This window comes from Vibrio sp. MED222, from assembly GCF_000153005.1.
GTDB classification, from domain to species: Bacteria; Pseudomonadota; Gammaproteobacteria; order Enterobacterales; family Vibrionaceae; genus Vibrio; species Vibrio tasmaniensis_A.
On record NZ_CH902607.1, the window covers coordinates 901,897 to 914,595 of the forward strand.

The following is a 12,699-nucleotide window of genomic DNA, read 5'->3' on the forward strand; positions in this document are numbered from 1 at the left end:
TCGTTTCGGTAGTCTCCAACTAGGAAATTCAATCGGTGTTCTGATTACTTCTCTTATCATGGGACATCTTGGCTTTTCCTTTAACGCCGACGCTCTCACGATTGGTTTCATGCTCTTCATTTACTGTGTAGGTATTGAAGCCGGGCCCAACTTCTTCGGTATATTCTTCAGAGATGGTAAGCATTACCTCATTCTTAGCCTCGTTGTACTTTCTACGGCCATTGCCCTTACTTATTTTTGCAGCGAATATTTAGGTCTTGGTTTCGGACTTTCCGCAGGCATGATGGCGGGAGCACTAACTGCAACACCAATATTAGTTGGTGCGCAAGATGCACTCAATTCAGGTTTAGCTGAAGTGCCAAGAAACATGGACCTGGGTCTGGTTATAGAAAACCTCTCTGTAGGTTACGCGATGGCTTATTTAGTCGGCTTAATCAGTATGATTATGTTTGCCCGCCTTATTCCAAAGCTTCAGAAAGTAAACCTACACGACTCTGCAGAACAAATAGCTCAAGAGCGTGGCCTAGGCACCTCTGGCCAGCGTAAGGTTTACTTACCCATTATCCGAGCTTATCGTGTGGGACCAGAGCTAATTACCTGGACTGATGGCAAGAACCTTCGTGAGCTTGGCATCTATCGCCAAACTGGTTGCTACATCGAGCGGATTCGACGTAATGGTATTCTTGCCCACCCTGATGGCGATGCCATTCTGCAAGAAGGCGATGAAATCGCATTAGTTGGCTTCCCTGACAGCCACGCTCGTCTTGATCCAAGTTTCCGAAACGGCAAAGAAGTTTTTGACCGTAACCTTCTCGATCTACGAATCGTTGAAGAAGAGATTGTCGTTAAAAGTGACAACATCGCAGGTAAGCGTTTATCTGACTTAAACTTATCCGAATACGGCTGTTTCCTTAACCGCGTAGTAAGAGCTCAAATTGAAATGCCGATGGATTTAAACATCGTACTTTCTAAAGGTGATGTACTACAAGTCAGTGGTGAAAAGAGCCGTGTTCACGGCCTTGCAGAAAAAATTGGTTTCATCTCGATTCACAGCCAAATGGCCGATTTGACGGCTTTCTGTAGCTTCTTCATTCTGGGCATTTTGTTTGGTTTGATCACCATGACATTCGGCCAAGTCTCATTTGGTTTAGGTAATGCAGTTGGTCTTCTTCTATCGGGCATCATGCTTGGCTTCTTACGAGCGAACCACCCTACCTTCGGTTACGTTCCTCAAGGGGCGTTGAATATGGTCAAAGATCTCGGTTTGATGTTCTTTATGGTCGGTATCGGCTTGAGCGCCGGTGGTAAGATATTTGAGCATTTGACCCAAGTGGGTCCGCAAGTTATCGGGATAGCACTTATCGTGAGTGTACTGCCGGTATTCTTCGCTTACCTAGTCGGCGCTTACGCACTGAAAATGAACCGAGCTCTTCTTTTTGGAGCCATCATTGGCGCACGAACCTGTGCTCCGGCAATGGACATAGTAAACGACCACGCTCGTTCAACTATCCCAGCACTGGGGTACGCAGGTACGTACGCGATAGCCAATATATTGATGACCTTAGCGGGTACCTTTATCATTATCATCAGCTAGTTTATTCAGCGTTATAGCGCTTTAGATTAGATATTTTAAATGCACTAATTCATCTTTGAGTTAGTGCATTTTTTATTACTTAATCTCTTTTCTCATCCCAAATCTCTATACTACTTTCCTCAAACTACAGACAAAAAAATAGGCGCTCAATGAGCGCCTATTTCGTTTTATTTTGATTTGTGAATTAGATATCAGCTACATCAAATTCAACAGCTGTCTCTACATCAGCTTCGTAATCAACACCATCAACACCGAAACCGAACAACTTCAAGAACTCTTCTTTGTACTCAACGTAGTCAGTCAGTTCTTTTAAGTTTTCAGTTGTGATTTGAGGCCATAGGTTACGACAATGCTCTTGAATGTCGTCACGCAGTTCTAGGTCATCTAGACGTAGACGGTTCACTTCATCAACTTCTGCTGCGCTGCCGTCTGCTTTGTATAGACGTTGGCTGAACATGCGGAAGATCTGTTCCATACAACCTTCGTGAATACCTTCTTCACGCATCTTCTTGAACACCATCGCGATGTAAAGAGGCATAACAGGAATCGCAGAGCTTGCTTGAGTCACAACAGACTTCAGAACAGCAACGTTTGCAGTACCGCCAGTTTGGCCTAGTTTTTCGTTAAGCGCTGATGCTGCACGGTCTAGATCCATCTTAGCTTTACCTAGCGCGCCATCCCAGTAGATTGGCCACGTTAGCTCTGTACCGATGTAGCTGTAAGCAACAGTCTTACAACCGTCAGCTAGAACACCCGCTTCAGAAAGTGCGTTGATCCAAAGTTCCCAATCTTCACCGCCCATTACAGTAACAGTGTCTTTGATCTCTTCTTCAGTAGCAGGCTCAACGCTTGCTTCGATGATCGCATCTTTGTTTGTATCTACCGCTGTAGATGTGTAAGTCTCACCGATAGGTTTAAGAGATGAACGAATCACTTCGCCAGTCTCTGGCATTTTACGCACTGGAGATGCCAGTGAGTACACAACCATATCGATTTGACCTAGATCTTCTTTGATCAGGTCAATTGTTTTCTGTTTAGCTTCGTTAGAGAAAGCATCGCCGTTAAGGCTTTTTGAATACAGGCCTTCTTCTTTAGCTAGCTTATCGAACGCTGCTGAGTTGTAAAAACCAGCTGTGCCCGGCTTTTTCTCAGTACCGGCTTTCTCGAAGAAAACACCGATAGTTGAAGCGCCGCCACCAAATGCAGCCGCAATACGTGAAGACAAGCCGTAGCCACTTGAAGAGCCAACAACGAGTACACGTTTAGGTGCATTTGCGATTGGGCCTTGAGCTTTTGTGTAAGCAATTTGTTCTTTTACATTAGCTTCACAACCGACTGGATGTGTTGTAGTACAGATGAATCCGCGAATTCGAGGTTTGATGATCATATTCAACTTCCTTAAAAAATCAGGTTAAGGATAAGAGTTTCGTGCGCAAATGGCATCTAATTTCTGTAAAAATGTGGTGAAAATGCAAGTGGTTGGAGCACTCAACTGATATTTGCCGACTAAGTCACCATTTGTTAACGCTTCTATTGCGACTTCTACGACAAAAACAAAAAAGGCACCTTATTAGGTGCCTTTTATCATTTCGTTATCTAAGCAACGCTATTTAGCTTAGGTTTTAACTCTTTTCGCGTCAAAGTTTCACTAAAGTCATGACTGAAGTGGTCAACTTGAATCGCTGTGTAACGCAGTTTATCAGCAGCAACAATTTGGTCGACTTCTTCTTGTGTCAGAACATCGGCAGCAAGTGCTTGAGCCAGTTTGTCTGCCAACAAGCCTTTACGAGCCACTTTGCCCTCTTTCACTGCTTTGAAGATCTTACGCTCCAGAGGCTTGATGCTGTACATCGCATTGAACGCGTTCTCCATAAGGCCAACACTATCATCCTCTTCCTTGCCGATGTAGCAAAGGTGAGTCAGACGTTCACGGTGTGCGCCCGGAGTCATCAAGCTTTCTGCTAGTTGAACTGTTAGGTTATCACTTGGTTTTTCGAAGTGGTTACCTACAGGGAAAACTAGACCTTTAAGTACTTTGCCAACCATCTTGTTCGGGAAGTTACGGTACGCTTCTTGTAACGACTTAGCCGCATTGTGGAAACAGTGTTGAACCGCGTAGTGTACGTAGTCTAGGTCAGCTTGTTGACGACCTTCGTCTTCATACTTTTTAAGTGCAGCAGACGCCATGTATAGGTAACTTAGACCATCACCCAAACGTGCAGAGATAAGCTCTTTACGTTTCAGTTCACCACCTAGCGTCAGCATTGCGAAATCCGCACTCACTGCAAGTGCGCGGCTCAAACGAGTCAAATCTTGGTAGTAAGGCTTCGTTGGACCGCTCATGTCGGCTTTAATGAACTTAGAGCCAGTTAGTGCTGCGCCAAACGCACCAAACGTGTTTTTAGTTGCGTGTGAGATGTGCTTGAACAACAAGCTATCAAAGTCTTTTGCACCTTGCTTCTCATCTGGGTTCGCTGCCGCTTCCATTTCGCTCAATACGTATGGGTGACAACGTGTCGCACCTTGACCGAAGATCATCAGGTTACGAGTTAGAATGTTCGCACCTTCTACTGTGATAGCAACTGGAATACCTAGGTAAGGCGCAGCCAAGTAGTTCATTGGGCCATCTTGAATTGCACGACCTGAATGGATATCCATTGAGTCATTCAGAATAGTACGAGCCATCTCTGTCATGTGATACTTCGCGATAGCCGTTACGATACCCGGCTTCTCTTTCATATCAAGTGAAGTGGTTGTCAGTGTACGAGTCGCTTCTAATAGATACGTTAAACCACCAATACGGCCTAAGCTCTCTGCAACACCTTCAAATTTACCAATCGACATACCGAACTGCTTACGAACATAAGCGTATGCGCCGGTCGTTTTCGCTGTTAGGTGGCCCATCGCCGTACCAAGTGCGGGTAATGAGATACCACGACCTGCAGACAGACATTCCACCAGCATACGCCAGCCTTTACCTGCGTAATCTGCGCCACCGATTAGCCATTCCATAGGAATAAATACATCGTGACCGCGTGTTGGGCCATTCATAAACGCAAGACCAAGTGGATCATGACGCTCACCGATCACAACACCTTCGTGGTCTGCCGGGATAAGCGCACAAGTGATACCAATGTCTTCTTTGTCACCCAGTAGCTTTTCTGGATCGTGCAGTTTGAAAGCCAAACCAAGTACCGTTGCCACTGGTGCTAGCGTAATGTAACGCTTGTTCCAGTTAAGCTTGATGCCTAGTGTCTCTTTACCTTCGTGCATGCCCATACACACAGTGCCGACATCAGGGATACCACCCGCATCAGAACCTGCTTCAGGGCCTGTTAGTGCGAAACAAGGGATATCTGTACCGTCAGCTAGACGTGGAAGCCAGTAGTCTTTTTGATCTTGAGTTCCGTAGTGAGACAGTAGCTCACCAGGGCCAAGAGAGTTTGGAACCATTACCGAAACCGCGGTACTGATACTACGCGTTGCAATCTTAGTTACGATTGTAGAGTTGGCGTGCGCCGAAAATTCACGGCCGCCGTACCCTTTCGCGATAATTAGCGAGAAGAAACGCTCTTTGCGTAAAAAGTTCCATACTTCCTCAGGAAGGTCTCGGTCTTCTTTCACAATTTTGTGGTCATCGAGCATAGCGAGCAAAGTTTCAAGTTCATTGTCCATGAACGATTGCTCTTCTGGTGTCAGCTGAGGTTTTGGGTACTGGTGAAGCTTAGTGAAATCTGGTTTACCAGAAAACAGCTCTCCGTCCCACCACACGCTACCCGCTTCCATCGCTTCTTTCTCGGTGCTAGATAGGGGTGGTAGTACTTTTTTAAAGAGTTTAAAAGCTGGGTCACTTACCCATTTTTGTCTTAGAGAGCTCATAGTTCAGATCCTTTTGTTCACTATATTGTTTGTGAATATTTTGCTTTTTATTGTTTTATTCTTTTATTCTTTTGCTGACATGCCAGCGGCCAAATAAGGAATAAGAATATCGACCACTGCCTTCGCATCTATCTTTCTGTCATAGTCATTCTCTGCAATTTCTATTAGAGCTTGGCTAGATGCCATGGTGAATACACAAGTCCCTAGGGTGAAGTGCAATCGCCAAAATAACTGTTCTTGAGTGAGGTTTGGGTTAGCTTTCATTACTGAGTTGGTAAACAAAGTCAGTACTTCGCTATAACGAGTAGTAATGAACCAACGCAAATGACCTTGCACATCTGTATAGCCTCGACCGATGAGTAACATAAATCGACTCGTACCATTTGGCCTTACATCATTGAGTGCCCTTAGTGGCTGCCTTAAAGACTCAAACACGTCACTCATAGAATACGTTTCGTTCAAATTTAAGTTCACTAGTGCATCTTGCAATGCTGGCATAAATGCTTCTAAGTAACGATTGAGTACCGCACGAACCAGAGTCTTCTTATCGCCAAAGTGGTAGTTCACTGAAGCAAGATTGACATTGGCTTTACTCGTAATCGTGCGTAAAGAGGTGTCATTAAAACCGTGCTCAGCAAATAAGCCTTCAGCCACATCTAAGATTTTGTCTTTGGTTGTACTTCTTGGTGCCATTTCAATCACTCGTATTAAACAACTGTTTGAAATATACGCTTAGAACATTTATTTAACAAGCAAGCAACATCACATTTTCACAAATTGGTCGTACCAGTTATAAGCATTACGTTCTAAGCGATTGAATAGAGGCGCGTTTAATTAAAAAGAGAAAATTAATGAATTTTTTGGGGAACTGAAATGATAATCGAGGGTCATAAATTAAGTAGAAAACAGAGTATTTAGATGTTTAACAGGCCGTCAAACTTGTTTCTCACTGTTTTCTTAATTACTGCATTTTCCTTATTAACTCCTATACTTGTATCCGCCCAAACCGCGTTGGTTTGGGCTTTTTTTTATCTAAGATCACGGTGTTTTTTTTTGGTTAATAGTAGACACAAAAAAGCCCTCGAAACCGAAGGCTTTCATTACATTAAAGTTCAAAGCATTTCACGATCCGACTAGGCAGCATCATTTTTGATTAACTCGGCTAGCACCGAAAGATCATTGCCGAGATCAACCGAAGCTCCCATTTCCGTTGCAATACCTTCAACCACTATGGTTTGAGTACCACTGCCGCCATTGATTGGAATCGATAGTGCGATATCGTCTCCATCAACAGACACTTCAATCATGCCAAGCAGCTCAGCCATTTGAGTTTCATCTTGTGGGTCTTCAAGTAGATCATTTAGGTCAATCAGATCACCGGCGCCCTCCGTATAAAGCTCAAAGTCTTTAATGATATCGGTCCCATTGTCGAGCGTAGAGTCTAGCCAAGTGAAGATGTTGTCTCCGCTATCTCCAATCAGCAGATCGTTGCCTGACTCGGCATACAAAGGTTCATTACTCGCTGCACTAATAACGTTATATTGCTGCGGTTCTTCGATATCTATGGTGACCGTCTCTACCGTGCTTTCTGCGCCATTAGAGTCGACCGCGACATAATCAAACTGCGGGCCTTCAGTTACCGCCTCGTTACCTTGGACATAGCGTAACTCCCAACTGCCCCCTGTCGATGACAACTCCATTCCAACGATCGGATTATCTGGTGATGAATAACTAAAATCATAAAGAAGTTGGCTATTTCCGGTGTCTCCGGGGTCTTTCTGATACTGCTCTGTATGCGTTGTACCATCAGCAAAGGTATAGAGTACTTCAACATAAACATTACTATTGGTGTTAAATGAACCACCCAAACCATCTAAACCAAAATCAACGACCCCTAATGGGTTATTCGTAAAATCGAGGACTAAGGTCTCCTGTTTGTTCATACCTCTACCATCGGTATCACCAATACCAAAACCGACATGAGACTGTTCACCTTGATACTGTTTCAAAGGTTTATTATTGTTGTCTTCAATCGTAACCGTAATCGTATTGCCGTTATCTAGGGTAATAAGTCTCTCGGTTGGTGACACCGCGACGCCCCAATTATAGAAACCATCAACGAGCTCTGGCATATCGTCAGGGTCACCACTGAAGCCCATTTCAAACATTTCTCCTGGCCCGGCAACGAAGCTGATATTATTTGGGACAAACAACACACCGTTGTCGACGTCAGACTGCACAATTTCTCTCGTGACGCCATTTTCATCGGTATACAAAAGGCTGCCGTTGGTTGGCAAACTTTCTATCCGAATATTAAGTGGAATGTCGTCATGATCATCTTCTATATCTGAGATGTAATCTGGCATGCCGCCATCTTCAGAATCGAAGAGGATAGGTATAATCGCGTCCTCATCATTAACGACCGTGAAACTGGTCGCTTCAGGTGCGTCATTGACACCATTGATGGTTATCTCGATAACATGCTCTACACCATCGATGGCGGTGACGACATATCGCTCAATAACCGTGTCGTCATCGTTCAAGTATTGAACCGCATCGTTATCAACGACATAACTCCATGCCCCTTCAGGAGTAATCGTTAACATACCTAGTGCAAGTGCATAAGTAGATCCAACAGGGGTAAACACGCCATTAGGTTTAAATGCAGGCATGTCACTCGTGTCGACGTCAGTAATCGTTAAAGTACCGGACACCGAGAGTTCGTTGGTATCTTCATTGACATCGACGTCCTCTGTCACTTCTCCCACGTCAGAGTCACCTTCCCCAATCGTAATCTCAGATGGATCATCAGCACCATTAATAATGATTGTCACTTCACTTGTGGTTCCGTCAATCGCAGTAACCGTGTAAACCTCGGTGATAAATTCATCGTCATCGAGATATTGCACATCATCGTTGTCGACGACGTAAGTCCATTCGCCATCGTCGGTAATGGTCAACATACCCAACGCAATATCATTGGTCGAACCTTCAGGATTAAACGTTCCGTTAGGTTGAAAAGCCGCGACATCGTTAGCATCAACATCGGTAATCGTCAGTGTTCCCGTCGCCATCAAGTCGTTACTCTCCGGGTCAACATCGACATCTTCCGTCACCTCACCCATGTCTGAGTCACCTTCTCCGACAGTAATTTCGGATGGATCATCAGCACCATTGATGGTGATAGTTACTTCACTTGTGGTTCCGTCAATCGCAGTCACCGTGTAAACCTCGGTGACAAATTCATCGTCATCGAGATATTGCACATCGTCGTTGTCTACGACGTAAGTCCATTCGCCATCGTCGGTAATGGTCAACATACCCAACGCAGTATCATTGGTCGAACCTTCAGGATTAAACGTTCCGTTAGGTTGAAAAGCCGCCACATCATTAGCATCAACATCGGTAATCGTCAGTGTTCCCGTCGCCATCAAGTCGTTACTCTCCGGGTCAACATCGACATCTTCCGTCACCTCACCCATGTCTGAGTCACCTTCTCCTACGGTAATCTCGGACGGATCATCGGCACCGTTAATAGTAATGGTCACTTCGCTCGTGGTTCCGTCTATTGCAGTAACCGTGTAAACCTCGGTGACAAACTCATCGTCGTCAAGGTATTGCACATCATCGTTGTTGACGACGTAAGTCCATTCACCACCATCGGTAATGGTCAAAAAACCCAGAGCGGTATCATTGGTCGAACCTTCTGGGTTAAACACACCGTTTGGTTCGAAAGCAGCGACGTCGTTATCGTCGACATCGGTGATGGTTAGCGTCCCTGACGTCGCTAAGTTGTTGCTCTCTTGATCAACATCCACATCCTCAGTCACTTCTCCTGTGTCTGAATCACCTTCACCAACGGCTATGTCAGATGGATCATCGGCACCGTTAATAGTGATAGTCACTTCGCTAGTGGTACCGTCACTGGCTGTCACGGTATAAACCTCAGTAACGAATTCATCGTCATCCAAGTACTGAACATCGTCGTTGTTAACTACGTAAGTCCAAGCACCATCAGGGTCGATGCTCAATACGCCTAGCTGTGATTCGTTTGTTGAACCTACGAGGTTAAACTCACCGTCAGCTGAATAGGTAGGAGTGTCGCTGTCTACATCTGTAATTACGATCTGACCAGACGTCACTAATTGATTGGTGATCTCATCTACATCAATGTCCTCAGTCACACTGCCCGAGTCATCGGTAGCGACTGCCGCATCATCAGTACCAATGATGGTGACGGTGATGACTTGTTCGCCACCGTCGGAGGTTTGCACTGTCGTCGTATCTTGAATTTGCTCGCCATCAGCAAGTTCATCAAATGGACTGTTGGCCACGAATGTCCACGAGCCATCCTCATTAACGACAAAAGACCCGACCCCATTTTCGCCTTCCGCATCTTTGGCGATAAAGGTAACGTCCGGATCGTCAATGGTTAAAACGCCCCCGGTTTCAATAGGCTCATCCTGTTCAAACTCAATAACGTTGGTTTCACCTGAAACAAGCGCAAGAGCAATGATATCGAAAAGAGCAATACTTTGAGTTTCGGACAGCCCTTGAGATTCAAGTCCGTCAGTTTCAAAGTTTGTTGAAGCCAGAGTTTCAGCCCCTGTACGTTCAATCCTACCGCTGTTGGTTAGACTTGAGCCTTGCTCACCTGCTGCGGCATCAAACTCTTCACCCAATTCTGTTGGATCAAACCCTTCTTCAATAGCACGTTGAACTTGAGCGATCGCATCATCAGTGTCTATCACGTTTTGCTGACCTTGGTCATCGACAAACCGCGCAGAAACGTTTGGCACGCTCTCTTCAGTTGTTTCGACAGTGACAATGACGTCGCTAGTAGCTGGTTGCTCGCCCGGAGGCAAACGTCTAACTTGGCCTTGAGCGTCGAGCACTATAACGCCGTTCGCAAGACCTAGTATACTTAGGTTGATATTTCCCATATCCATATTCCCACTTCTGCCCAGAACACACCAAACGCGGATCCAATCCCACTCTGCGCTGTGGCTATTTCCTACAATAAATTTAGTAGTGGCATTATTGATAATCAACTCACTAAAGGCATGGAAATGCGATGCTTTTTAAATTAGTCAATAGCAATAGCGACTTACATTCAAAAAAAAACCAACAAACTTCGCATTTTTTTGCAAATGTCCTAAGCTTCGTTTAATACCATTCACTCAATTCAACGGTAAACGTAGGTTGGGAAACGGATGAGGCATTGAAAGTAGAAGGAGAGCTACTTTGAAATTGTTTAAATTATCCATAATGTGTTGCTTAGTTGCTGCAGCACCACTCGCCGCTCAAACTCTGGAACAGTCTGTGGCTATTACCCTGGCAACGAATCCAGAGATAAAAAGCATCTTTAACGAATATGTGAGCGTGAAAAAGCGTAATGACGCCTCTGGTGGGGCATACAGGCCGAGTATCGACCTTGATGCCGGTATTGGTTATGAAGGTATAAACCCTGCACCAAATAACGGTCCAGACACGGATCTAACAAGAAAGGAAGCAACGATTTCCCTCACTCAATTGCTGTGGGATGGTTCTTCGACTCTGAACGATATTGACCGTACCGCTGCAGAAGCCGAATCAGTTCGTTTGCAATTGATAGCAGATGCCGAAGACAAAGCACTGGAGGTAACACAAATATATCTCGACGCAGTAAAAGCGACTGAGGTACTGGCGCTGTCAGAAAGTAACCTTGCGATACACAAGAAAATCTATAAAGACATAAAAAAACGAGCGAGTTCAGGCATAGGTTCTACCGCAGACGTTTCGCAAGTAGAAGCTAGGATTGCAAAAGCTCATGGTAACTTATTAGCCGCCCAGAATAATTTGATCGACACACATACCCAATTTAGAAGAGTTGTAGGACAAGAACCGCTAGGTCTGATTTACCCAAGGGCCGACATATCTTGGATTCCACTGTCATTGTCAGATGCCCTAGTTGACGCTTTAGATAAACACCCTGTAATTAAAATAGCGGCGGCAGATGTCGACGCAGCACATTTTCAATATAAACAGTCCAAAGGCGTAAACTATCCTACATTCTCTATCGAAGCGTCTCAGTCATGGCGTGATGATGCAGGAGGCGATGAAGGTTCAAGTCAAGAAACGCTCGCAATGCTGAGAATGCGGTATAACTTGTACAATGGTGGTACAGACAGCGCCAATTCAGAAGCTTCTGCTTACCAACTCAATAAGGCGAAAGATCTTAGAGATCGTGCTTATCGCCAAGTCGAAGAAGGACTTCGCCTCTCATGGAGCGCCTTAGATCTCACACTGCAACAGAAAAACTTTTTGTCCGACCATGTTGATTCAGCTTCAGAAACCGTTATCGCCTATGAAAAACAATACCGAATAGGTAAACGTACTCTGCTTGACCTGCTCAATACTGAGAACGAACTGTTTGAAGCACGCAAAGATTATCTGGATGCCCATTATTCGGAGCAGTACGCTAAATACCGAGTGATGAACGCTACAGGTTCTTTATTGAATGCTCTGCTGGTTGATATACCGGAAGAGTGGACAACGGCCGTGGAGTATTAATGATGAAAATAACTTACTTATTACTTCCCGTATTAACGATGACTTTATTTGCCTGCTCCAATCAGCAGCGAGAAGCCTACATCGAAACGCCCGAAGCTGAACAAATTGCAGACCTGCAAGACGATGATAAAGATGGTGTAGTAAACGCGCGAGACACCTGTCCTAGCACACCAGAAACATCACAAGTCGACAATGATGGCTGTGGTGAAACAATTCGAGCGGAAGAAGTCCGACAGCTAAAAATACTCTTTGCTCATGACTCATTTGAAGTAAACCCAATATTTTCTAGCCAAATTAGCACCATGGCAGAGTTTCTTGAAAACTACAAAAGCGCTTCAATTGAGATCCAAGGTTACGCCAGTAAAGTGGGCTCCAACGAATACAACTTAGACTTGTCAAAGAAACGAGCAAACAATGTACAAGACGAGTTACTTTCGAATGGTATAGAACCGGAGCGCGTGAGAATTGTTGGCTATGGTGAAGAACGCTTAGAAAACGATGGTGACGATCCTACTTCACATGCACTGAACCGTAAGGTAACCGCGACTGTAGTTGGGTTAAGTGAACAGATCGTTGAGGAGTGGACCATTTTTAGCACACTAGAAAAGTAACGTGACATCATCACTGAAAGCGCAAGATGCAAGGTAAAGTCGCTTACAAATACAGCTTAGCTT

7 protein-coding genes are annotated in these 12,699 nt (G+C 44.8%); 3 read left to right on the forward strand and 4 right to left on the reverse strand.

All coding sequences use genetic code 11. The annotated features are described in order from the left end of the window. Positions 1-1,594, forward strand: a 1,594-nt coding sequence (locus MED222_RS10915) for an aspartate:alanine antiporter (protein WP_009847070.1), incomplete at its 5' end; no start/stop codon positions are given. A 184-nt stretch (positions 1,595-1,778) separates the two neighbouring features. Here the strand turns inward: MED222_RS10915 and fabV are convergent. The 4 genes from fabV to MED222_RS10895 form a co-directional block, all read right to left on the reverse strand. After that, entirely contained in the window at positions 1,779-2,981 is a 1,203-nt protein-coding gene (gene fabV, locus MED222_RS10910; RefSeq protein WP_009847071.1) for an enoyl-ACP reductase FabV, read from the reverse strand. A 209-nt stretch (positions 2,982-3,190) separates the two neighbouring features. Next, positions 3,191-5,473, reverse strand: a complete 2,283-nt coding sequence (locus tag MED222_RS10905; RefSeq protein ID WP_009847072.1) for an acyl-CoA dehydrogenase — start codon at positions 5,471-5,473, stop codon at positions 3,191-3,193. A gap of 63 nt (positions 5,474-5,536) precedes the next feature. Next, positions 5,537-6,166 carry a TetR/AcrR family transcriptional regulator gene (locus MED222_RS10900; RefSeq protein ID WP_009847073.1) on the reverse strand — a complete coding sequence of 210 codons (630 nt, stop codon included), beginning with the start codon at positions 6,164-6,166 and terminating at the stop codon, positions 5,537-5,539. Positions 6,167-6,606: 440 nt separating this feature from the next. Then, complete coding sequence (locus MED222_RS10895; RefSeq protein ID WP_009847074.1) at positions 6,607-10,416, reverse strand: VCBS domain-containing protein; 3,810 nt, start codon at positions 10,414-10,416, stop codon at positions 6,607-6,609. 301 nt (positions 10,417-10,717) lie between these two features. Here MED222_RS10895 and MED222_RS10890 point away from each other — a divergent pair, with 301 nt between their 5' ends. Both MED222_RS10890 and MED222_RS10885 read left to right on the forward strand, forming a co-directional pair. Beyond that, positions 10,718-12,025, forward strand: a complete 1,308-nt coding sequence (locus MED222_RS10890) for a TolC family outer membrane protein (protein ID WP_017096715.1) — start codon at positions 10,718-10,720, stop codon at positions 12,023-12,025. Continuing rightward, positions 12,025-12,636, forward strand: a complete 612-nt coding sequence (locus tag MED222_RS10885) for an OmpA family protein (protein ID WP_009847076.1) — start codon at positions 12,025-12,027, stop codon at positions 12,634-12,636. Before MED222_RS10890 ends, MED222_RS10885 begins: the two co-directional genes overlap by 1 nt. Positions 12,637-12,699: the final 63 nt, after the last annotated feature.

Excerpts from the sequence above, each read along its gene's own strand:
- MED222_RS10895 (WP_009847074.1), bottom strand. The coding sequence starts at position 10,416 with ATGGGAAATATCAACCTAAGTATACTAGGTCTTGCGAACGGCGTTATA.
- MED222_RS10885 (WP_009847076.1), top strand. The coding sequence starts at position 12,025 with ATGATGAAAATAACTTACTTATTACTTCCCGTATTAACGATGACTTTA.
- fabV (WP_009847071.1), bottom strand. The coding sequence starts at position 2,981 with ATGATCATCAAACCTCGAATTCGCGGATTCATCTGTACTACAACACAT.
- MED222_RS10900 (WP_009847073.1), bottom strand. The coding sequence starts at position 6,166 with ATGGCACCAAGAAGTACAACCAAAGACAAAATCTTAGATGTGGCTGAA.
- MED222_RS10905 (WP_009847072.1), bottom strand. The coding sequence starts at position 5,473 with ATGAGCTCTCTAAGACAAAAATGGGTAAGTGACCCAGCTTTTAAACTC.